Origin of the sequence: Burkholderia sp. Tr-20390, assembly GCF_017104595.1 — a bacterium.
Classification (GTDB): Bacteria; Pseudomonadota; Gammaproteobacteria; order Burkholderiales; family Burkholderiaceae; genus Burkholderia.
Genome location: NZ_JAAGPC010000164.1, coordinates 1 through 20,006 on the forward strand (window position 1 = coordinate 1; position 20,006 = coordinate 20,006).

Below are 20,006 nucleotides of genomic sequence, written 5' to 3' on the forward strand. Positions count from 1 at the left end.
ACGATCCCCGCGTCAGACACCATGCCATACACCCTTTCCCCACACGACGCTCTTCCGATCTGGGCGGGCGGAACGCGAGCGCGACGCCGGCGCCGCGGGAAAGGAAAAGAAGGCCGCGGCCAAGCCGCGCGCATCCGCCGGCAAACGCCCGGCGGCCGCGAAGCCGGCGCGCAAGAAGAAGTCGTAACGGTTGCCGGGGAGGCAGACGCAAGGCGTGCGCCCTTCCCGCCGGCCCTATTCGCCGCCCCTATTCGCCGCCCCTATTCGCCGATCTCGAGCGCGTGCGCGACGGCCTCGATCCGTGCGCGATGCACGGCGTCCTTGATCTTCTCCGTATCGTTGCCGATGCCGCGCGCGATTGCGCCGGCATCGACGCTGCGCGCGGCGGCGAGCGCGACGCGCAGCCGCTCGGCCTGCGGATACGGCTGCGCGTCGAGCCCGAGCCGCCCGCGCGCATCCGATTCGCACGCCTGCAGCATCTCGGCGAAACGCGCCGGCTTGCGCAGCGCGTCGCTGCGCTCGAACAGCCGCACCAGCGCGGCCGCGCCCATCTCCATCACGCGATGCAGGTTGCCGTGCTCGCGCGCGACGACCAGCGCGAGATCGCGGCATTCGTTCGGCACGCGCAGCCGCTCGCACAACGGCTTGAGCAGGTCGACGCTGCGCCCCTCGTGGCCGACGTGGCGCGGCAGCACGTCGGCCGGTGTCGTCGCCTTGCCGAGATCGTGCGTGAGCGCCGCGAAGCGCACCGGCAGCGAATAGCCCTGCTTCGCCGCATAGTCGACGACCATCATCACATGCACGCCCGTGTCGACTTCCGGGTGGTAGTCGGCGCGCTGCGGCACGCCCCACAACGCATCGACCTCGGGCAGGATGCGCGCGAGCGCGCCGCACTCGCGCAGCACCGCGAACATCCGCGACGGCTTCGCTTCCATCAGCCCGCGCGCGATTTCCTGCCACACGCGCTCGGGCACGAGCGCGTCGACCTCGCCCGCGTCGACCATTCGCCGCATCAGCGCGAGCGTTTCGTCCGCGACCGTGAAATCCGCGAACCGCGCGGCGAAGCGCGCGATCCGCAGGATCCGCACCGGATCCTCGACGAACGCGTCGCTCACGTGCCGGAACACGCGCGCGCGCAGGTCGGCCTGCCCGTCGAACGGATCGATCACGGGCCCGACGAGCTCGCCCTCCGGGCTCACCTCGCGCGCCATCGCGTTGATCGTCAGGTCGCGCCGCGCGAGGTCCTCGTCGAGCGTCACGTCCGGCGCGTAATGGAACTGGAAGCCGTGATAGCCGGCCGCCGTCTTGCGCTCGGTGCGCGCGAGCGCGTACTCCTCCTGCGTGCGCGGATGCAGGAATACCGGGAAATCCTTGCCGACCGGCCGGAACCCCTGCGCGGCCATCTGCTCGGGGGTCGCGCCCACCACCACGTAGTCGCGGTCCTGCACGGGCACACCGAGCAGTTCGTCGCGGATGGCGCCGCCTACTGCGTAGATGTTCATGGCTGCGGCTCGTATTCGGCGATCACGTTCGTTTCGCGGCGCGCGGCATCGATCCAGCGCTGCACGGCCGGCAGCGCCGTCACGCGGGCCGCATAGCCGGCCGCTTCCGGCGACAGGCCCGGCGCGTACGTGTTGAAGCGCATCACGACGGGCGCATACATCGCATCGGCAATGCCGAATTCGCCGAACAGGAACGGGCCGCCCGACGCCTCGAGACACGCGCTCCACAGCGCATCGATGCGCGCGACATCGGCGAGCGCGTCGGGTGTCGCGCCGCGCCCCGGCATCGACGCGCGCACGTTCATGCCCATCTGCGTGCGCAGCGCCGCGAAGCCCGAATGCATCTCGGCCGCGACGCAGCGCGCATGCGCGCGCTCGAGCGGATCGGCCGGCCACATCGGAAACTGCGGATAGCGTTCGGCGAGCGTCTCGGCGATCGCGAGCGAATCCCAGATCGCGACGCCGTGGTCGTCGATCAGGCACGGCACCTTGCCGGACGGCGAATACTCGCGGATGCGCGCGGCCGTGTCATCGTGGCGCAGCTCGATCGCGATTTCGTCGAACGGGATGCCGAAATGCGCGAGCAGCAGCCACGGGCGCATCGACCACGACGAGTAGTTCTTGTCTCCAATGACGAGTTTCATGACGGTGTTCCGGAAAACGCGAAGGTGGAAAGGATGACGTTGCCGGCCTAGCGGCGCGAGCGGAACCAGTCGAACCGGGAGCGCTGCGCGGCCTGGCCGAGATACGCGGGCGCGATGCTTTCGAGACTCGCGGGCGAGATCCCGAGCTCCGGCGCGAGCGGCCCCGACAGCACGTTCGGCACCGACATCGTCGCGAGATTGTCGCGCGTGAGCACGGGCTCGCCGGGCAGGCATTCGAACACGTTCGCCTGCAGCCGCGCAAGCGCGTCGGGCAGCCGCACGATGCGTGCCTGGCGGCCGACCAGCGTGCCGCAATAGCGCACCAGCTGCTCGAGCGTGTAGACGGTCGGGCCGCCGAGTTCGTAGGTCTTGCCGTGTGCGGCCGCGAGATCGAGCGTGTTGACGAACGCGCGCACGACATCGCCGACGAACACCGGCTGGAAGCGCGCGTCGGGCATCGCGAGCGGTAGCACGGGCACCGAGCGCTGCAGGTTCGCGAACGTGTTGAGGAACGCATCGCCGGGGCCGAACACGACCGACGGGCGGAAGATCGTCAGCGCGAGCGAATCGGTCGCCGCGATCGCATGCAGCGCGGCCTCGCCGTCGCCCTTCGAGCGCTGGTACATGCTCGCGCCATGCGAATCGGCGCCGAGCGCGCTCATGTGCAGCACGCGCTGCACGCCCACCTCGGTGCAGGCGGTCGCGAGCGCGGCCGGCAGCGTGACGTGCGCGCGCTCGAAGCCGGGCCCGTACGGCGTGCCGCGGCCGCCGTGCAGCACGCCGACCAGGTTGATCGCCGCGTGCGCACCGGCGACGAAGCGCGCGAGCGTGCGCGTGTCGAGCGCGTCGAGCTCGACGATTTCGACCGGCAGCATCTGCAGGTGGCGCGCGTGGTCGCGCCGGCGCGTGCCGATCCGCACCTGCTTGCCGGATTCGATCAGCGCATTGACGAGCCGGCTGCCGATGAAGCCGGTGCCGCCCAGCAGCGCGACGGTCTGGCGATCCATGTCGTGAGCCTCAAAAGAACACTGCCGCGTCTCGCGCGGCAGTGTGAAGATTGCGTATCAGGGCGAGATCATGCCTAGACGTTTCTTCAACGACTGCGGTTTGCCCTCGAAGAGCGCCGCGTAGTAGACGGTGTTCGACAGCACGTTCTTCACGTAGTCGCGCGTCTCGTTAAACGGAATCGTTTCTGCGAAGATCGCGCCTTCGACCGGCTGCGTCAACACCTGGCGCCACTGGCGCGGCCGGCCCGGGCCCGCGTTGTAGCCGGCCGTGGCGAGCACCGGCGAGCTGTCGAAGTTGTTGTAGATGTCCGCCAGATACCAGGTGCCGAGCTGGATGTTGGTATCGATGTCGTGCATCTGCGCGCGCGAGATCGTGCCCATGCCGAGCTTCTTCGCGACCATCTGCGCGGTGGCCGGCATCAGCTGCATCAGGCCGCCCGCGCCCACCGACGAACGCGCGCTGATGATGAAGCGCGATTCCTGGCGGATCAGCCCGTACGCCCATTCGGTGTCGAGGCCCGTCGATTGCGCATAGCGCTCGACGATGTTGCGGTACGGCGACGGGTAGCGCAGCGTGAAGTCGTGCTCGGCCTTCGTGCGGTCGGCCGTGTTGACCGTGCGGTCGAGCAGCTCGACGCGCTTGCCGTATTCGGCCGCGGCCAGCAGCTGGCGATCGGTCATCCCGCGCAGCGGCCAGTTCCATTCGCGGTTGCCTTCGAGGCGCAGGTTCAGCGCGTAGAAACGCTGGGCAAGCGCGAAGCCCGGAATCTTGCTCATCGCGTCGATCTCGGCGTCGCTCACCTTCGTGCGCGGCGGGATCGTCGTGCGCTGGCCGAGCTCTTCGCCGGCGAGTTGCCCGTAGAAGTTGAACTGGCCCGCGACCTGCTCGAATTCCTGGTTCGCCTGCAGCGTGTCGCCGCTCTGCTTGAGCGCGCGCGCATGCCAGTAGATCCAGGCCGGATCGTCGCGCAGCGACGGCGGCATCTGCTCGATCGACCAGCGCACCATCGGCCAGTTGCCGGCGAGCAGCGCGGCGCGCGTGCGCCATTCGTAGCCCGGGTTCGACAGCGGCGCATTCGTCGATTTCGCGTACCAGACCGACGCGAGCGGCGAGCGCTTGATCGCGCCCTGGTAGCCGATCGCGCCCCACGCGATCGCCTGCTCCTGCTTGGTCAGCGACGGCGCGATCGTGGTCAGCATCCCGGCGGCGGCGTCCGGATCGTTGCGCGCCATGCGGCTGAGCGCGATCAGTGCGATCTGGTGCGACGTCGCGTCGGGGCCGACGCCGCGCGCGAGGTACAGCGGCGGCGCGCTCGTCGCCTGGTCGAAGCCGACCGGGCGCGGGCCGAGCGCGTCGACGATCTTGCCGCCGAGCGTCGTGTAGTTCTGCTCGTACGCGAGGCGCGCCTGCTGCCACACGTCGTCGCTCGTGAACTGCTGGTTGACCGTGAGCGCGGTGATCAGGTCGACGCACGCGTCGCCGTAGTTCTTCGGCTCGACGAGCAGCGCACGCGCCGCTTCGGCGACGTTCTCGCCGCGCGCCGCGCGCGATTCGAGCGCATAGCACTTGACCTGCGTGTCGTCGTCGAGCACGAAGCGCTTGTATTGCTCGTCGAAGTTGCGCCAGTCGTGGCGCGCGCCGAGCACGAGCAGGTAGTCGTTGCGCAGGCGGTCGGCGATCGCCTGGCCGTCGTAGCGCTGCAGGAACGACTGCACGGGCGCGTCCGGCGCGTCCACGCGCGCGCGGCCCGTCGAATCGAACAACTGCGGCTTGATCTGGAAATACTCGACGTAGGACGGTACCGGATAGTTCGGGATCATCGACGCGAGCTGCGCGGCTTTCGCGGCGTCGTTGCGACGCGCGGCTTCACGAAGCTGCACGAAGGTCTGGTCGTCCCCGGCGACCGTATCGTCGTTCGGTGCGGCGCACGCAGCCGTCCCCGCGACGAGCGCGGCGGCCGAAAGTGTGAGCGCGACCGCGCGATATACTCGGAAAAGGCTGTTCGACATCGTTTTGAATGGAGCACGAAGTGAGCGAAAGCATAGCACGCAACCCTGTGCCGAACCCGAAGGTTGCGCTACGCAAAACGCTGTCCGGCGCGCGTCGCGACGCCGCGTCGCAACCCGCCGCGAACGCCGCGCTCGATGCGCGGCTGCGCACGCTGCTCGACCGGCTCGCGCCGCGCACGGTCGGGTTCTACTGGCCGCTGCCGGGTGAATTCGATGCGCGCGAGGCGGTGCTCGCGTGGTGCGCGGCCGGCGCCGGCAGGCAGGCTGCATTGCCCGTGATCGACGAACGGCACACGCCGCTCGAGTTCCATGCATGGGACACGCACACGCCGATGCGCGAAGGTCATCACCGGATTCCGGAACCGGCGTCGGGAATCGTCGTCGTGCCCGACCTGTTGCTGATTCCCTGTGTGGGATTCGATCTGCAGCGCTACCGGCTCGGCTACGGCGGCGGCTACTACGACCGCACGCTTGCCGCCTGGCCGGGCAGCGAGCTGCCCGTGACGGTCGGCATCGCGTACGAAGCGTGCCGCGTCGATGCGCTGCCGGCCGAAGCGCACGATCTCGCGCTGCACTGGATCGTGACCGACGGCGCGCTGTACCCGGCCGCCGGATGACGCGGCGGGCGCCGCCGCATCCGTGGTCGCACGCCCGTCAGCGCACCGCCGCGCGCCAGCCGCGGCGCAACCGTTTACAGCGACGCCGCCGCGCGCGCGGCCGTGTCGTACAGGCCCGATGCGTTGCGCAGCAACTGCGCCGCGTCGCCGATCTGCTCGTTGGTGAGCCCGCTGTCCTTCAGCGTCTCGATCAGGCAGTGCTCGCGCACCTCGCGGTACTTCAGGCACAGGTCGCGGCCCGCGTCGGTCGCGAAGAAGAACACTTCCTTGCCGTTCTTCTCGCTCTTCACATAGCCGCGGGCGATCAGTTTTTTCAGCGCATAGGTCGCGACGTGCGTATCCTCGATATTGAGCACGAAGCAGATGTCGGCGAGCTTCTTCTTGCGTTCGCGATGGCTGACGTGATGCAGCAGCGACACCTCGACCGCCGTCATGTCCTTCGCGCCGGCCGCCGACATGCAGCGCACCATCCACCGATTGAAAGCATTGCCTGCCATGATGAGGCCGTATTCGAGTTCCGACAGCTCCGCGCTCGAATCGGAAACGAGGTGTTCGGATGACACGATCTTGGTCGCAGGACGCTTCATGGAAAGGCGGAGCAAGCCGGATGACAGGGTGTGCCGAGTGTACGCCAGAAGCCCCGACATACGGGCTAGGCGAAAACGCTTATTGGGAAGTTGTCGATATTTTATTGACAATGTGCGCTAACATTGCCGTCCGAACCGTGCCAGTCCGATGACGCAACCCCGCTTTTATCCGCTCGGCGATGCCGCCCTCGTCTGCGAGGTGCCGCCGCCCGCCACGCTCGATTGCCAGCGCCGCGTCTGGGCCGTTGCCGAGGCCGCGCGCGCGTGGCCCGACGTGATCGACGTCGTGCCCGGCATGAACAACCTGACGATCGTATTCGACGCGCTCGCCACGACGGCCGAGTCGCTCACGCCCGCGCTGCGCGACGCGTGGGAGACGGCCGACGTCGAGCACGCGGACGGCCGCGAGGTCGAGATCCCGGTCGAATACGGCGGCGCCGCCGGCCCCGATCTGCCGGCCGTCGCCGCGCATACCGGCCTGTCGGCCGACGAAGTCGTCGCGCGCCACGCGGCCGGCGCCTACGTCGTGTTCTTCGTCGGCTTCCAGCCGGGCTTCGCGTATCTCGGCGGGCTCGACGCCGCGCTGCACATGCCGCGCCGCGCGGCGCCGCGCCTCGAGGTGCCGGCCGGCTCGGTCGGCATCGGCGGCGCGCAGACGGGCATCTACCCGGCCACGTCGCCCGGCGGCTGGCAACTGATCGGCCGTACATCGCACGTGCTGTTCGACCCGGCGCGGCCGCAGCCGACGCTGCTGCTGCCCGGCGACCGCGTACGCTTCACCATTGCCGGAGTCGACGCACGATGACCCAGAGCACCGTACCGGGCACCATCGAAGTGGTGCGGGCCGGCCCGCTGTCCACCGTGCAGGATCTCGGGCGCCGCGGCGCGCGCCATCTCGGCGTCGCGCAGGGCGGCGCGCTCGACGGCCTCGCGCTCGAAGTCGGCAACCGGCTGGTCGGCAACCGCCCCGATGCGGCGGCCGTCGAGATCACGATCGGCCCGGCCGCGTTCCGCTTCACGCGCGCGACCCGCATCGCGATCACCGGCACCGAGTTCGGTGCGACGCTCGACGGCCAGCGCGTATATTCATGGTGGAGCCTGCCGGTCGAGGCCGGGCAGACGCTCGTGCTGCCCGCCGCGAAGCGCGGGATGCGCGGCTACCTGTGCATCGCCGGCGGCATCGACGTGCTGCCGATGCTCGGCTCGCGCAGCACCGATCTCGCGTCGCGCTTCGGCGGCCTCGGCGGCCGCGCGCTGCGTGACGGCGATCGCCTCCCGGTCGGCGTGCTTCCGGCCGGGATGGGTTGCCTCGCGGCCGACGCGCCCGAATTCGGCGTCAAGGCGCCGGCGTGGTGCGGGTTCGTGCGCGTCGACGAGCCGCCGCGCCGTCACCGCCCCGCGCATGCGCCGTGGGCGATGCCGGTGCGCGTGCTGCCGGGCCCCGACTACGCGTCGTTCGCCGCCGATTCGCAGCAGGCGTTCTGGGATGAGGAATGGCTGGTCACGGCGAACAGCAACCGCATGGGCTACCGGCTGGCCGGTGTCGAACTCGTGCGCGAGCGGCCGGCCGAGCTGCTGTCGCACGCGGTGCTGCCCGGCACGATCCAGGTGCCGCCGAACGGCCAGCCGATCGTGCTGATGCACGACGCGCAGACCACCGGCGGCTACCCGAAGATCGGCACGGTGATCCGTGCGGACCTGTGGAAACTCGCGCAGGCGCGGCTCAACCTGCCGATCCGCTTCGTGCGCACGACCCCCGACGCCGCGCGCGCCGCGCTGGCCGCGGAACGTGCGTATCTGCGGCAGATCGACGTGGCGATCGACATGCGCGAGGAAGCGCGCCGCCGCGCCGAGTCGCGCGCGGCGTGACAATGGCGGTAGCGGTACCGAAGGCAGTCGCAGTAGAGAAAACGGGCCACGCAATCAGTGGACGAGGAACATCATGCAAATCGATCTGAATGCCGATCTCGGCGAAGGATGCGGTTCGGACGAGGCGCTGCTCGACCTCGTGACGTCCGCGAACATCGCATGCGGGTGGCATGCGGGCGGTGCGAACGCGATGCGCGACTGCGTACGCTGGGCCGTGCAGAAAGGCGTGGCGATCGGCGCGCACCCGAGCTTTCACGATCCGGAGAATTTCGGCCGCAAGGAAATGCAGCTGCCGGCCAGCGACATCTACGCGGGCGTGCTGTACCAGCTCGGCGCGCTGTCGGCGATCGCGCAGGCCGAAGGCGGCCGCATCGCGCACGTGAAACCGCACGGCGCGCTGTACAACCAGGCCGCGCGCGACCCGCTGATCGCCGATGCGGTGGTGTCCGCGATCCGCGATTTCGACCCGTCGCTCGCGGTGTTCGGGCTCGCGAATAGCGTGTTCGTCGCGGCCGCGCGGCACGCGGGGCTCGCCGCGGTCGAGGAAGTGTTCGCCGATCGCGGCTACCGCGCGGACGGCTCGCTCGTGCCGCGCAACCAGCCCGGCGCGCTGATCGACGACGAGGACACGATGATCGCGCGCACGCTGGACATGGTGCGCAGCCGGCAGGTGCGGGCGATCGGCGGCGAGTGGGTGATGCTCAATGCGCAGACCGTCTGCCTGCACGGCGACGGGCCGCACGCGCTGGTATTCGCGAAACGGATTCGCGCCGCGCTCGAGGCGGTGGGCGTCGACGTGGTCGCGCCCGGGATGCTGCAGGCGGACGAACGCGCCTGATCCGGCCGATCGCGCCGGCGGACGCACGATCCGTCGCACAAAAGAAAAAAGCGCCCTCGTGGCGCTTTTCCGTTGGCACAATCGCTGCGGCTTCGCCGTCTGTCGATTCGCCCCCCGAAACCGTCTTGCGACGGTGACCGGAAAACCATTCCGGATTAAAAAACGTCCGCCGCCGCCCGATTACTGCCTTTCCCCGGTGGGACGACGGAACGTCGCTTATCCCGCAAGTCGGCCTGCATGCCTTGTTGTTGTCCGACGATGATTGGCCCCGCCGTACATGCAGACACTTCCGCGGCCGGCACGTGCACCACGTGCCGGCAACGCGCTAACCCCGCGCTTTATTTTCTGCTACCCCGTAGAACTTTTTCTATTCTTTTCATTTTTTCAACTTGTGGATCGAAGAATAGATATTGGCAGATCGGGATGTCAATCGTTTGAAACGCTATTTTCTGATGATTCGAGGGTTTTCCTTATCGAATCGCGTGCCCAACCAGGCGTTTGAGCCGCTCGCACAACGTCGATCAAACAGGGGAGGATCGGTTCGGGCGCGGTGACGGCGATCAGTTCGCGTCGACCCTGTAACCTTGTTGACGCAACAATTCGAGCACGCCGCGCGGGCCGCCCAGGTGCAGCGCGCCGATCGCGACGAACAGCGGCCGGTTCGGCGCGGCGATTGCCGTCATCCGTGCAACAAAGCGCCGGTTGCGCTCGTACACGATCTTGTTGTCGATCGCGTCCGACAACGCCTTCGACCGCGCGAGCCGTTCGCTCTTCGCGACCGCCCATGCCGAGATCGCATCGGCGTCGCCAATTCGCCACAGTCGATGCAGCGCCTTGATGTCGTCGGCGTTCTGCGCGGGCGTCTGCACCATGTCCTGCGCGAGCATCTCGCGCTGCTCGGCGAGCGTCAGCCCGGTGAACGCGCGCATCTGTTCGGCGAGCGTCTCGAGCCCGATCACGCGGCCGCCCTTTTTCTTCAGGAACACGTTCTGCAGCTGCGCCTCGGTGCCGTATTCCGTCTGCAGGCCGGCCGACAGCGAATCGTAGGTCTCGACGACGAGCGCCGCGAGCCACGGCCGCATCTTGCGGATCTCGACGAGCGCGGCCGGGTTGCCGCGCAGGCGCGCCGCGAGCCGCTGCCACAGCGGCTCGGGCAGCAGGCGCTGCAGGCACGGGTAGCGGCAGACGCCGTACTTCGACACGTCGTCCTGCGATTCGAGCAGGTCGTCGGGCGACAGCTCGAGCGCCAGGGTGGGCGACGCGGCGAGCGCCGCGAGGATGCGCGGCCGGAACGGCTGCACGCTCGGGTAGTCGGACGGGTCGCCGGTGTGCAGCGTGCCGAGCACGTAGAGCGTGACCTTGCCCTTGGTTGCAACGTAGAACGGCATGCGGGCGGGCTGCACGCGCACGGAGCCGCTTGAAACCGTGCCGTTCGACACGGCGGGCGCGTGGAAGCCCGGCAGGCTCATGCCGGGCGGCGGGACTTGCGACGGATGGATCGGTGAAGTGGCCGGCGCGCGCCCTTCGGCGCGCGCGGATTCGACGGGAACCACGAGGCTGGCCGCCACGCACGCGCCGGCCAGCGCCGCGCCCGTGACGGTACGCACGCTCCAGCGCCGCGCGTAGCGGTACGCGCGCATCACGCGCGCGCTGCTTGCCCCCGCACGGCGCACGCCGGACGCGCGCGCCGCCAACACCTCAGGCATTCTCCTCCCCGACTTCCTCGGCCCGATGGCAGGCCACGCGCCGGCCGTCGACCTCGCGCAGCTGCGGCTCCTCCACCCGGCAGCGCTCGACCGCATACGGGCAGCGCTGATGGAACGCGCAGCCCGACGGCGGATTGAGCGGCGACGGCAGTTCGCCCTGCAGCTTGATCTGCACGCGGCGGTCTTCCTCGAAGATCGCCGGCGTCGCCGACATCAGCGCGCGCGTGTACGGATGGCGCGGCCGTGCGTAGATCGTCGCCTTGTCGCCCAGCTCCGCGACGCTGCCGAAGTACATCACCATCACGTCGTCCGCGACGTGCTCGACCACCGACAGGTTGTGCGAGATGAACACGTAGCTCGTCTTGAACTGCTCCTGCAGATCCATGAACAGGTTCAGGATCTGCGCCTGGATCGACACGTCGAGCGCGGACACCGGCTCGTCGGCCACGACGATGCGCGGATCGAGGATCATCGCGCGCGCGATCGCGACCCGCTGGCGCTGGCCGCCCGAGAACATGTGCGGATAACGCTTCGCGTGCTCGGGCCGCAGGCCGACCGTGCGCATGATCTGCGCGATGCGCTGCGCGCGTTCGGCGGCGGTCAGGTTCGCGTTGATCTCGAGCGGCTCGGAAAGCGTCTGCTCGACGGTCTTGCGCGGATTCAGCGACGCGAACGGGTTCTGGAACACCATCTGCACGCGGCGGCGCAGGTCAGCCACCGTCTCGCGGCTGGCGCCGGCGACGTTCTTGCCGTCGATCGTCAGGCTGCCCGAGGTGGGCGTCTCGATCATCGTCAGCTGGCGGGCAAGCGTCGACTTCCCGCAGCCCGATTCGCCGACGACGGCGAGCGTCTTGCCGCGCTTCAGCGAGAACGACACGCCGTTCAGCGCCTTCACCGTGCCCTGCCCGAACATCCCGCGCTTCACCGAATAGTGCTTCGCGAGGCCGTCGGCCACCAGCACGGCTTCCTCGTCGTGCGACACGCGAGGCGTTTGATTGACTGCATTCATCGTGCACCTCCCGTCAGGTCGAGGTTGGAAACGTTCAGCGGCTTGATGCAGCGTGCGCGCATCGCATCGTTGGCCGGCACCAGCGTGTCGAGCGCCGGCCGCGCCTTGCGGCAGTCGTCGACGACGTACTTGCAGCGCGGCGCGAACAGGCACCCGGACGGGCGATCATCGCGGCCCGGCACCATGCCGGGCAATGCGGCAAGGCGACGCGCCCCCTGATTGTGCTCGGGAATCGCCGCGAGCAGCGCTTCGGTGTACGGATGATGCGGTGCACGGAAGATGTCGGGCACGCGGTTGGTCTCGATCACCTCGCCCGCGTACATCACCGCCACGCGCTGCGCGACTTCCGACACCACGGCCAGGTCGTGCGAGATCAGCACGAGCGCCATCCCGCGCTCCTTCTGCAGCTTCACGAGCAGGTCCATGATCTGCGCCTGAATCGTCACGTCGAGCGCGGTGGTCGGCTCGTCGGCGATCAGCAGCTTCGGGTTGCACGCCACCGCCATCGCGATCATCACGCGCTGGTTCATCCCGCCCGACATCTGGTGCGGGAACGACGCGATGCGGTTCTTCGCATCGGGAATGCCGACCTGGTCGAGCAGTTCGAGCGCACGCCGGTGCAGCGCGTCGCCGCGCAAGCCCTCGTGCAGCTTCAGCACTTCCTTGATCTGGTAGCCGACCGTATAGCTCGGGTTCAGGCTCGTCAGCGCGTCCTGGAACACCATCGCGATGTCCTTGCCGACGATCTTGCGGCGCGCCTTCGGCGACGCCTTCAGCAGGTCGACGCCGTTGAACGTGACTTCGTCCGCCGTCACCTTGCCCGGCGCGTCGATCAGGCCCATCAGCGCCATCATCGTCACGCTCTTGCCCGAGCCCGATTCGCCGACGACGCCCACCACCTCGCCCGGCGCGATCGACAGGTTGATCCGGTCGACCGCGGGCAGGCCGTTGAAGTTCACCGCGAGATTGCGGATGGTCAGAAGATCTTGGCTCATGTTCACGCCATCCGTTTCAGTTTGGGATCGAGCGCGTCGCGCAGCCCGTCGCCGAGCAGGTTGATCGCGAGCACCGAAATCAGGATCGACAGGCCCGGCATCGTCACGATCCACCACGCATTGTCGATGTAGTCGCGCGCGGAGGCCAGCATCGCGCCCCACTCGGCGGTCGGCGGTTGCACGCCGAGGCCGAGGAAGCCGAGCGCGGCCGCGTCGAGGATGGCCGACGAGAAGCCGAGCGTCGCCTGCACGATCAGCGGCGCCGTACAGTTCGGCAGCACCTGCGAGAACATCAGGCGCAGCGTGCCGGCACCGGCCACGCGCGACGCCGTCACGTACTCCTTCTGCAGCTCGCCGAGCGCCGATGCGCGCGTGAGGCGCACATAGGCCGGCAGCGCGACGATCGCGATCGCGAACATCGTGTTGGTGAGGCCCGGGCCGATGATCGCGACGACCGCGACCGCGAGCAGCAGCGAAGGCAGCGCGAGCAGCACGTCCATGATGCGCATCACGGGCGTGTCGGCCCACTTCTGGAAGAACGCGGCGACGAGCCCGAGCACAATGCCGGGGATCAGCGCGAGCACGACCGACACGAAGCCGATCCAGAACGACATCCGCGCGCCGTACATCAGGCGCGAAAGAATGTCGCGGCCCGCTTCGTCGGTGCCGAGGATGAATTTCCAGTTGCCGCCTTCGAGCCACGCGGGCGGGATCTTCACGAAGTCGCGGTATTGCTCGACCGGGCTGTGCGGCGCGAGCAGCGGCGCGAGCAGCGCGACCAGGATCAGCACGATCACGACGATGCCGGCGCCGACGGCGCCCCGGTTGCGCGAGAAGTTGGCCCAGAACTCGCGCAGCGCGAGCGCACGGCCGCCGGCCGGCGCGGATTCGGTCGGCAGGGTATTTTGCAGATTGCTCATGGGATTACCTCGTGTGGCGGATGCGCGGATTCAGCACGCCGTACAGCAGGTCGACGACCAGGTTCACGACGATCACGAGCGTCGCGATCAGCAGGATGCCGCCCTGGACGACCGGATAGTCGCGGCGGCCGATCGCATCGATCAGCCACTTGCCGACACCGGGCCACGAAAAGAGCGTCTCGGTCAGCACGGCGCCCGCGAGCAGCGTGCCGATCTGCAGGCCGATCACGGTGACGACCGGGATCAGCGCATTGCGCAGCGCATGCACGACGACCACGCGCGCGGGCGACAGCCCCTTCGCGCGGGCGGTGCGGATGTAGTCCTCGCGCAGCACTTCGAGCATCGACGAGCGCGTCATCCGCGCGATCACCGCGAGCGGGATCGTGCCGAGCACGATGGCGGGCAGGATCAGGTGGCTGACCGCCGACTTGAACGCGCCTTCATCCGGCGCGAGCAGCGCGTCGATCAGCATGAAGCCCGTCGGGTGCGGGAAATCGTATTCGACGGCGATGCGCCCCGACACGGGCGTCCAGCCGAGATATGACGAAAACACCATGATGAGGATCAGCCCCCACCAGAAGATCGGCATCGAATAGCCGGTGAGCGCGGTGCCCATCACGCCATGGTCGACGACCGAGCCGCGCCGCAATGCGGCGATCACGCCGGCCGGCAGCCCGACCGCGAGCGCGAACACGAGCGCGCACAGCGACAGCTCGACGGTCGCCGGGAAGCGCGCGAAGAACTCGCCCGCGACGCTCGTGTTGGTGATGATCGACGTGCCGAGGTCGCCATGCAGCGCCCGGCCGATGTAGTGGATGTACTGCATGGGCAGCGGCTGGTCGAGCCCGAGGCGTTTCATCGCCTCCGCATGCATCGCGGGATCGACGCCGCGCTCGCCCATCATCACTTCGATGGGGTCGCCCGGTATCAGGTGAATCAGCGCAAACGCCAGGATGGTGATGCCGATGAAAGTCGGGATCACCATGCCCACGCGGCGCAACACGAATGTGAACATGATGCGTCTCGTATTTTCTTGTGGGAAATGTGCGACCGGCGACGGGAAGCTTTTGGCCTCCCGCCGCCGGATGAATTAGCCGGTCTCGGTCTTCGTAGACAGCTTACGCCGGATGCGTTACTTCACGCTCACACCGTCGAAGCGGGCATAGCCGAGCGGCTCGATACGCATGTCGACCACGGTCTTGCGCACCGGCTGGTAGACCGTCGAGTTCGCGATCGGCGAGAACGGCAGCTGTTGCGCGAAGATCTGCTGAGCCTGCATGTAGAGCTTGGTCCGCGCGTCCTGGCCCGTCGTCGTGCGGCCCTTCTGGACCAGCTCGTCGAACGGCTTGTAGCACCAGTGCGAGAAGTTGTTGCCCTTGATCGCTTCGCAGCCGAGCAGCGTGCCGAGCCAGTTGTCCGGATCGCCGTTGTCGCCCGTCCAGCCGATCAGCATCGTGTCCTGCTCACCCGAGTGCGCGCGCTTGATGTACTCGCCCCACTCGTACGTGACGATCTTCGCCTTCACGCCGATCTTCGCCCAGTCGGCCTGGATCATCTCGGCCATCAGGCGGGCGTTCGGGTTGTACGCGCGCTGCACCGGCATCGCCCACAGCGTGATCTCGAAACCGTTCGGGAAGCCGGCCTTCGCGAGCAGCGCCTTCGCCTTCGCGGTGTCGTTCGGCGCCATCTTCAGGTTCTTGTCGTACGACCATTGGGTCGGCGGCATCGGCGCGTTGGCGGCCTGGCCTGCACCCTGGTAGACGGACTCGAGGATCGCCTTCTTGTTGATCGCCATGTCGAGTGCCTGACGCACCTCGAGCTTGTCGACCGGCTTGTGCTCGACGTTGTACGCGAGATAGCCGAGGTTGAAGCCGGCCTGCGACGGCATGTCGACGCCCGAATCGGCCTTCAGCGTCGCGATGTCGGCCGGACGCGGATAGCTCATCACCTGGCATTCGTTGCGCTTGATCTTCTGCACGCGCACGCCCGGATCAGGCGTGATCGAGAAGATCAGCTTCGAGATCTTCACTTCGCCCTTCTTCCAGTAATCAGGATTGCCGTCGAATCGGATCGTCGCGTCCTTCGTGTAGCTGCGGAAGATGAACGGGCCCGTGCCGACCGGCTTCTGGTTGATGTCGGCGGCCTTGCCTGCCTTCATCAGCTGGTCGCCGTATTCGGCCGACAGGATCGACGCGAATTCCATCGCCATGTTCTGGATGAACGGCGCATTCGGCTCGGCGAGCGTGAACTTCACGGTGTACGGATCGACCTTCTCGACCTTCGTGATCAGCTTGTCGAGGCCCATGTCGGTGAAGTACGGGAACGACACCGGGTACGCCTTGCGGAACGCCTGGTTCGGGTCGAGCATGCGCTGGAACGTGAACAGCACGTCGTCCGCGTTGAATTCACGCGTCGGCTTGAAGAAGTCCGTCGTGTGGAACTTCACGCCGTGGCGCAGATGGAACGTGTACACCTTGCCGTCCGGCGACACGTCCCACTTCTCGGCGAGGCCCGGCTCGACCTTCGTGCCGCCGCGCTCGAATTCGACGAGGCGGTTGTAGACGGTGAACGTGGCGGCGGTGAAATCGACGCCGGTCGTAAATTGCGCGGAATCGAAACCCGCCGGGCTGCCTTCTGAGCAGTAGACGAGCGTTTTGTTCGGAATCTGTGCGAATGCAGAGCCCGCGACGCCGAGCGATGCCGCTGCCACGCCTGCAATGGCGGTAACACGCAGGGTGTGCAACAGACGGTTGTATTCCATGTTTCCTCCAGGTCTCCAGATCGGAACCGGCCCGCCAGGGGCCGGCGTACGCGGATATTACTTGAGCTAACGATGTGGCAACAAGCTGGAGAAAAAACTCTTCTAGATGTCCCGCCGGGTTTTTGCCGATGTTTAGTGGGAGTAAAAAATGCGACAACGCGCGCGAGCGCCCATTTCGTTCATTTCGCGCAAGTTTCGTTCGACGACTAAACAATTCGGGCGCGAACACGAAGGCCCGGCGCACCGCTTTCCCGTGTTCCGCAGCACATCATTGCGTTTTGCGAAACGATCCGGTGATCGTCGTCAAATCGTCATGTTGTCGCGTCGCCGCGTCGTCACGCCGGCGCGTCGAGGTCGGCGCTGCGCGCGGGCACGAACGCGACCGCGACGATCGACAGCGCGATCCCGGCCATCACGTAGTAGGTCGGCGCGAGCGGCGTGCCCGTGACCTTGATCAGCCACGTGACGATGAACTGCCCGAAGCCGCCGAACAGCATCACCGCGACGTTGTACGCGATCGACAGCCCGGTCGAGCGCACGTTGGCCGGGAACAGCTCGGCGATCATCGCGCCGAACGGTCCGTAGTAGCCCGCGAGCGTGACCGACAGCACGGCCTGCACCGCGATCAGCCGCGCGATGCTCGGCGCCGCGTCGAGCCACGCGAACAGCGGATACATCAGCACGAGCGTGAGCACGAGCGACCACAGCGACAGCCCCTTGCGGCCGATGCGATCCGACCACGCACCGGCGATCGGCGACAGCACCATCAGCAGCAGGTTGCCGACGATCACCGCATAGAACGATTCCGCGTACGGCAGCTTCAGCTGCTTCACCGCGAAGGTCGGCAGATAGCTGATCAGCACGTAGATCGTCACCGTCAGCGCGATCACCGAGCCGAGCCCGCACAGCACCTCGCGCGGGTAGCGCGTGAACACTTCGCCGAGCGTCACGCGGCGCGCGCTTTGCTGCGCATGCAGGAACGCCTCGGAATCGGCGAGATGGCGGCGGATGTAGAAGCCGATCGGGCCGATCACGAGCCCGAGGATGAACGGCACGCGCCAGCCCCAGCTGCGCAGCGCCTCGTGCGACAGCCCGCGCGTGACGGCCGCGCCGACGAGCGCGCCGATCAGCAGCGCGGCCGCCTGGCTCGCCATCTGCCAGCTGCCGTAGAAGCCGCGTTTCGAGAATGGCGCGGCTTCGATCAGCAGCGCCGTCGCGCTGCCGAATTCGCCGCCCGCGGAGAAGCCCTGCAGCAGACGGCCGAGCACGATCAGGAGCGGGCCGCCGATGCCGATCGCCGCATACGGCGGCGCGACCGCGAGCAGGAAGATGCCGGCCGTCATCAGGAGGATCACGAGCGACAGCGCGGCCTTGCGGCCAGCGCGATCCGCGTACAGCCCGAACACGATGCCGCCGATCGGACGCATGAAGAACGCGACGCCGAACGTCGCGGTGGTCAGCAGCAGCGACGAGTATTCGCTGGAGGTCGGGAAGAACAGCTCGGCGATCACGACCGTCATGAAGCCGAACACCGTGAAGTCGTACCACTCGAGCGCATTGCCGATCACGGCGGCCGCGACCGCACGCCGGTTCAGTGCACGCTCGGGCCGGCTCGTTTTCGTTGAATTCGCAATCGTCGCCATGCGTGCCTCGTCCTCGTCAGTTCGCCGTGTCGGGCTGCGCGGCGCGCGGGGTGCCCGCGGCGCGCCGGTGTGCAGCGAGTGTAGAAAGCGACGGAACCGTTTTCAAGCAATAAAAAACGCCCGCCATCTTTCGACGGCGGGCGTTGTGCGGTTTTCGCCACAATGCGGCATCGCACGATGCCGCACGGGCCTCAACCCATCTTCGAGAAGGCGCTGCACCAGCCCTTCGCCGACACCTGCTTGCCGGGGAAGGCGCCGCACGGGCCCGAGGCCGAGCCCTTCTTGCCCTGGTACAGCATGCAGGCCGCGCAATCCTGGCCCGCTGCGTATTTCGGGTACTTCGTCTTGTCGACCTTCGTCGCATCGGCCTTGTAGCCGAGTGCCGTCGCGGTCGGGTCGCTTTCCGCGAGCATCGGCGCATCGGCCAGCGCTTCACGCGACAGCGCCAGCGCGGACACGGCACCAATGCTCGTAATCAGGAAACTCCGACGGGATGTTTTCATGGGGGACTCGCTCCAACGTTATCGGTTTGAAAGCTGTTCTGGCGACAGCCGTTCGACAGAATAACGCTCATGCGAATAAATGTGCGTGCCGAAATTCCAGAGATAAGGGATTTCACACAGGCGCCACACGGCCGATACGCATTCGCCACCTACCCGTCACACCGTCACACACGCGCCGCGTCAGCGGTAAGCCGTCATGTCGCCCACCCGCTGCGCGAGCGCGAGCGACGCGGTGAGCCCCGGCGACTCGATGCCGAACAGGTTCACGAGCCCGCGCACGCCATGCTGCGCGGCGCCCTGCACGATGAAGTCCGCCGGCGGCTCGCCGGGGCCCGCGAGCTTCGGCCGGATGCCCGCGTACGCCGGCTGCAGCGCGTCGTCGGGCAAGCCCGGCCAGAACGCGCGGATCGACGCGTAGAACGCGGTCGCGCGCGCCGGATCGACTTCGTAGCGCAACGCATCGATCCATTCGACGTCCGGGCCGAAGCGCGCCTGCCCGCCGAGGTCGAGCGTCAGGTGCACGCCGAGCCCCGCGCGGTCGGGCATCGGATAGATCAGGTGGGAAAACGGTGCGCGCCCCGACAGGCTGAAATAGTTGCCGCGCGCGAGATAGAGCGGCGGCACCCAGCGCGGGTCGAGGCCGCGCGTGCGGCGCGCCAGCGCCTGGGCGCCGAGGCCCGCGCTGTTGATCACGCAGGCGGCCTCGATCTCGGTCGGCGCATCGCCGCCCGTGCGCACGACGAAGCGGCCGCCGCGCAGCACGTCGATCGATTCGACCGGGGATTTCAGCGCGCACACGGCGCCGTCGCGCTCCGCGTCGCCGAGCAGCGCGAGCATCAGCTGGTGGCTGTCGACGATGCCGGTGGAGGGCGAGAACAGCGCCTCGACGCATTCGAGCGCGGGCTCGAGCGTCTGCGCCTCGGCGCGCGTGAGCGGCATCAGGTCGAGCACGCCGTTTTCGGTCGCGCGTGCGGCGATCGCCCTCAACTGCTTCACCTGCGCGGCGCTCGTGGCGACGAGCAGCTTGCCGGCGCGCCGGTGCGGCACGTGATGGGTCTCGCAGAATTCGTACAGCAGGTCGCGCCCGTGCACGCACGACGTCGCCTTCAGCGACCCGCGCGGATAGTAGAGCCCCGCGTGGATCACTTCGCTGTTGCGCGAACTCGTAGCCGTGCCGATCGCATCGGCGGCCTCGAGCACGAGCGTTTCACGCCCGCGCGCGGCCAGTTCGCGCGCAATCGCCAGACCGACGACGCCCGCGCCGATCACGACAGGCGGGGAATGGCGCTCGTGGAGGCGCGAAGCTGCCGCGCGTGTCACGGCGCGGCGTTGACGGGCAAGGATCCGGCCCCGCGCCTCGCGGGCCAGGGGCAGCTTTACCTGGAGACGCAACTG

Annotated in this window: 18 protein-coding genes and 2 pseudogenes; 6 read left to right on the plus strand and 14 right to left on the minus strand. The window is 67.9% G+C overall.

The features are described from left to right. Window positions 1-187, plus strand: a pseudogene (locus tag G3N98_RS39980) (hypothetical protein); the annotation flags it as partial. A 73-nt stretch (window positions 188-260) separates the two neighbouring features. Here G3N98_RS39980 and G3N98_RS31000 read toward each other — a convergent pair. Genes G3N98_RS31000 through G3N98_RS31015 form a run of 4 tightly spaced genes read right to left on the minus strand, consistent with a single transcriptional unit; the run spans window position 261 to window position 5,163 of the window. Beyond that, window positions 261-1,502 (minus strand): multifunctional CCA addition/repair protein, encoded by a 1,242-nt coding sequence (locus G3N98_RS31000; RefSeq protein ID WP_089473700.1) that lies wholly within the window; start codon window positions 1,500-1,502, stop codon window positions 261-263. Then, window positions 1,499-2,146, minus strand: coding sequence for a glutathione S-transferase family protein (locus G3N98_RS31005; protein ID WP_089441217.1), 648 nt, complete (start codon window positions 2,144-2,146; stop codon window positions 1,499-1,501). Before G3N98_RS31005 ends, G3N98_RS31000 begins: the two co-directional genes overlap by 4 nt. A gap of 47 nt (window positions 2,147-2,193) precedes the next feature. Next, the gene (locus G3N98_RS31010; RefSeq protein WP_206150341.1) at window positions 2,194-3,153 is read right to left on the minus strand and encodes a complex I NDUFA9 subunit family protein; all 960 of its coding nucleotides are present in this window, start codon (window positions 3,151-3,153) and stop codon (window positions 2,194-2,196) included. Between the two features lie 57 nt (window positions 3,154-3,210). Then, window positions 3,211-5,163, minus strand: a complete 1,953-nt coding sequence (locus tag G3N98_RS31015) for a lytic transglycosylase domain-containing protein (protein ID WP_089473702.1) — start codon at window positions 5,161-5,163, stop codon at window positions 3,211-3,213. 8 nt (window positions 5,164-5,171) lie between these two features. Between G3N98_RS31015 and G3N98_RS31020 the strand changes: the two genes are divergently transcribed. After that, on the plus strand, window positions 5,172-5,780 hold the full coding sequence (locus G3N98_RS31020) for a 5-formyltetrahydrofolate cyclo-ligase (RefSeq protein WP_089426528.1): 609 nt from the start codon (window positions 5,172-5,174) through the stop codon (window positions 5,778-5,780). A gap of 74 nt (window positions 5,781-5,854) precedes the next feature. Here G3N98_RS31020 and G3N98_RS31025 read toward each other — a convergent pair whose 3' ends face one another. Beyond that, complete coding sequence (locus G3N98_RS31025; protein WP_027788908.1) at window positions 5,855-6,367, minus strand: winged helix DNA-binding protein; 513 nt, start codon at window positions 6,365-6,367, stop codon at window positions 5,855-5,857. Window positions 6,368-6,515: 148 nt separating this feature from the next. Between G3N98_RS31025 and pxpB the strand changes: the two genes are divergently transcribed. From pxpB to pxpA, 3 genes are all read left to right on the plus strand, one after another. Further along, the gene (pxpB, locus tag G3N98_RS31030) at window positions 6,516-7,172 is read left to right on the plus strand and encodes a 5-oxoprolinase subunit PxpB (protein WP_089426529.1); all 657 of its coding nucleotides are present in this window, start codon (window positions 6,516-6,518) and stop codon (window positions 7,170-7,172) included. After that, window positions 7,169-8,236, plus strand: coding sequence for a biotin-dependent carboxyltransferase family protein (locus G3N98_RS31035; protein ID WP_206150342.1), 1,068 nt, complete (start codon window positions 7,169-7,171; stop codon window positions 8,234-8,236). Before pxpB ends, G3N98_RS31035 begins: the two co-directional genes overlap by 4 nt. A gap of 73 nt (window positions 8,237-8,309) precedes the next feature. Continuing rightward, window positions 8,310-9,074: a 5-oxoprolinase subunit PxpA gene (pxpA, locus tag G3N98_RS31040; RefSeq protein WP_089495806.1), complete on the plus strand. Its 765-nt coding sequence runs from the start codon at window positions 8,310-8,312 to the stop codon at window positions 9,072-9,074. A gap of 560 nt (window positions 9,075-9,634) precedes the next feature. Here the strand turns inward: pxpA and G3N98_RS31045 are convergent. From G3N98_RS31045 to G3N98_RS31085, 9 genes are all read right to left on the minus strand, one after another. Further along, window positions 9,635-10,780: a TraB/GumN family protein gene (locus G3N98_RS31045; protein WP_206150343.1), complete on the minus strand. Its 1,146-nt coding sequence runs from the start codon at window positions 10,778-10,780 to the stop codon at window positions 9,635-9,637. Then, window positions 10,773-11,789, minus strand: a complete 1,017-nt coding sequence (locus G3N98_RS31050; RefSeq protein WP_039354810.1) for a peptide ABC transporter ATP-binding protein — start codon at window positions 11,787-11,789, stop codon at window positions 10,773-10,775. The genes G3N98_RS31045 and G3N98_RS31050 overlap by 8 nt, the downstream gene beginning before the upstream one ends. Then, the gene (locus G3N98_RS31055) at window positions 11,786-12,784 is read right to left on the minus strand and encodes an ABC transporter ATP-binding protein (protein ID WP_089426533.1); all 999 of its coding nucleotides are present in this window, start codon (window positions 12,782-12,784) and stop codon (window positions 11,786-11,788) included. The genes G3N98_RS31050 and G3N98_RS31055 overlap by 4 nt, the downstream gene beginning before the upstream one ends. 2 nt (window positions 12,785-12,786) lie before the next feature. Next, entirely contained in the window at window positions 12,787-13,704 is a 918-nt protein-coding gene (locus tag G3N98_RS31060; RefSeq protein WP_089441227.1) for an ABC transporter permease subunit, read from the minus strand. 4 nt (window positions 13,705-13,708) lie between these two features. Continuing rightward, window positions 13,709-14,719 carry an ABC transporter permease subunit gene (locus G3N98_RS31065; protein ID WP_089461761.1) on the minus strand — a complete coding sequence of 337 codons (1,011 nt, stop codon included), beginning with the start codon at window positions 14,717-14,719 and terminating at the stop codon, window positions 13,709-13,711. 117 nt (window positions 14,720-14,836) lie between these two features. Next, entirely contained in the window at window positions 14,837-16,465 is a 1,629-nt protein-coding gene (locus G3N98_RS31070; protein WP_069249093.1) for an ABC transporter substrate-binding protein, read from the minus strand. A 335-nt stretch (window positions 16,466-16,800) separates the two neighbouring features. Beyond that, window positions 16,801-18,108 (minus strand): MFS transporter, encoded by a 1,308-nt coding sequence (locus G3N98_RS31075; protein WP_089473706.1) that lies wholly within the window; start codon window positions 18,106-18,108, stop codon window positions 16,801-16,803. Between the two features lie 191 nt (window positions 18,109-18,299). Continuing rightward, the gene (locus tag G3N98_RS31080) at window positions 18,300-18,611 is read right to left on the minus strand and encodes a high-potential iron-sulfur protein (protein WP_039354792.1); all 312 of its coding nucleotides are present in this window, start codon (window positions 18,609-18,611) and stop codon (window positions 18,300-18,302) included. 180 nt (window positions 18,612-18,791) lie between these two features. Further along, the gene (locus G3N98_RS31085) at window positions 18,792-19,931 is read right to left on the minus strand and encodes an NAD(P)/FAD-dependent oxidoreductase (RefSeq protein ID WP_206150344.1); all 1,140 of its coding nucleotides are present in this window, start codon (window positions 19,929-19,931) and stop codon (window positions 18,792-18,794) included. Between G3N98_RS31085 and G3N98_RS40405 the strand changes: the two are divergent. Beyond that, window positions 19,881-20,006, plus strand: a pseudogene (locus tag G3N98_RS40405) (c-type cytochrome); the annotation flags it as partial. The gene G3N98_RS31085 and the pseudogene G3N98_RS40405 sit on opposite strands and share 51 nt — an antisense overlap.

Excerpts from the sequence above, each read along its gene's own strand:
- G3N98_RS31075 (WP_089473706.1), bottom strand. The coding sequence starts at position 18,108 with ATGGCGACGATTGCGAATTCAACGAAAACGAGCCGGCCCGAGCGTGCA.
- pxpB (WP_089426529.1), top strand. The coding sequence starts at position 6,516 with ATGACGCAACCCCGCTTTTATCCGCTCGGCGATGCCGCCCTCGTCTGC.
- G3N98_RS31015 (WP_089473702.1), bottom strand. The coding sequence starts at position 5,163 with ATGTCGAACAGCCTTTTCCGAGTATATCGCGCGGTCGCGCTCACACTT.
- G3N98_RS31080 (WP_039354792.1), bottom strand. The coding sequence starts at position 18,611 with ATGAAAACATCCCGTCGGAGTTTCCTGATTACGAGCATTGGTGCCGTG.
- G3N98_RS31035 (WP_206150342.1), top strand. The coding sequence starts at position 7,169 with ATGACCCAGAGCACCGTACCGGGCACCATCGAAGTGGTGCGGGCCGGC.
- G3N98_RS31010 (WP_206150341.1), bottom strand. The coding sequence starts at position 3,153 with ATGGATCGCCAGACCGTCGCGCTGCTGGGCGGCACCGGCTTCATCGGC.
- G3N98_RS31005 (WP_089441217.1), bottom strand. The coding sequence starts at position 2,146 with ATGAAACTCGTCATTGGAGACAAGAACTACTCGTCGTGGTCGATGCGC.
- G3N98_RS31060 (WP_089441227.1), bottom strand. The coding sequence starts at position 13,704 with ATGAGCAATCTGCAAAATACCCTGCCGACCGAATCCGCGCCGGCCGGC.
- G3N98_RS31045 (WP_206150343.1), bottom strand. The coding sequence starts at position 10,780 with ATGCCTGAGGTGTTGGCGGCGCGCGCGTCCGGCGTGCGCCGTGCGGGG.
- G3N98_RS31050 (WP_039354810.1), bottom strand. The coding sequence starts at position 11,789 with ATGAATGCAGTCAATCAAACGCCTCGCGTGTCGCACGACGAGGAAGCC.
- G3N98_RS31055 (WP_089426533.1), bottom strand. The coding sequence starts at position 12,784 with ATGAGCCAAGATCTTCTGACCATCCGCAATCTCGCGGTGAACTTCAAC.
- pxpA (WP_089495806.1), top strand. The coding sequence starts at position 8,310 with ATGCAAATCGATCTGAATGCCGATCTCGGCGAAGGATGCGGTTCGGAC.
- G3N98_RS31025 (WP_027788908.1), bottom strand. The coding sequence starts at position 6,367 with ATGAAGCGTCCTGCGACCAAGATCGTGTCATCCGAACACCTCGTTTCC.
- G3N98_RS31070 (WP_069249093.1), bottom strand. The coding sequence starts at position 16,465 with ATGGAATACAACCGTCTGTTGCACACCCTGCGTGTTACCGCCATTGCA.
- G3N98_RS31020 (WP_089426528.1), top strand. The coding sequence starts at position 5,172 with ATGGAGCACGAAGTGAGCGAAAGCATAGCACGCAACCCTGTGCCGAAC.
- G3N98_RS31065 (WP_089461761.1), bottom strand. The coding sequence starts at position 14,719 with ATGTTCACATTCGTGTTGCGCCGCGTGGGCATGGTGATCCCGACTTTC.
- G3N98_RS31000 (WP_089473700.1), bottom strand. The coding sequence starts at position 1,502 with ATGAACATCTACGCAGTAGGCGGCGCCATCCGCGACGAACTGCTCGGT.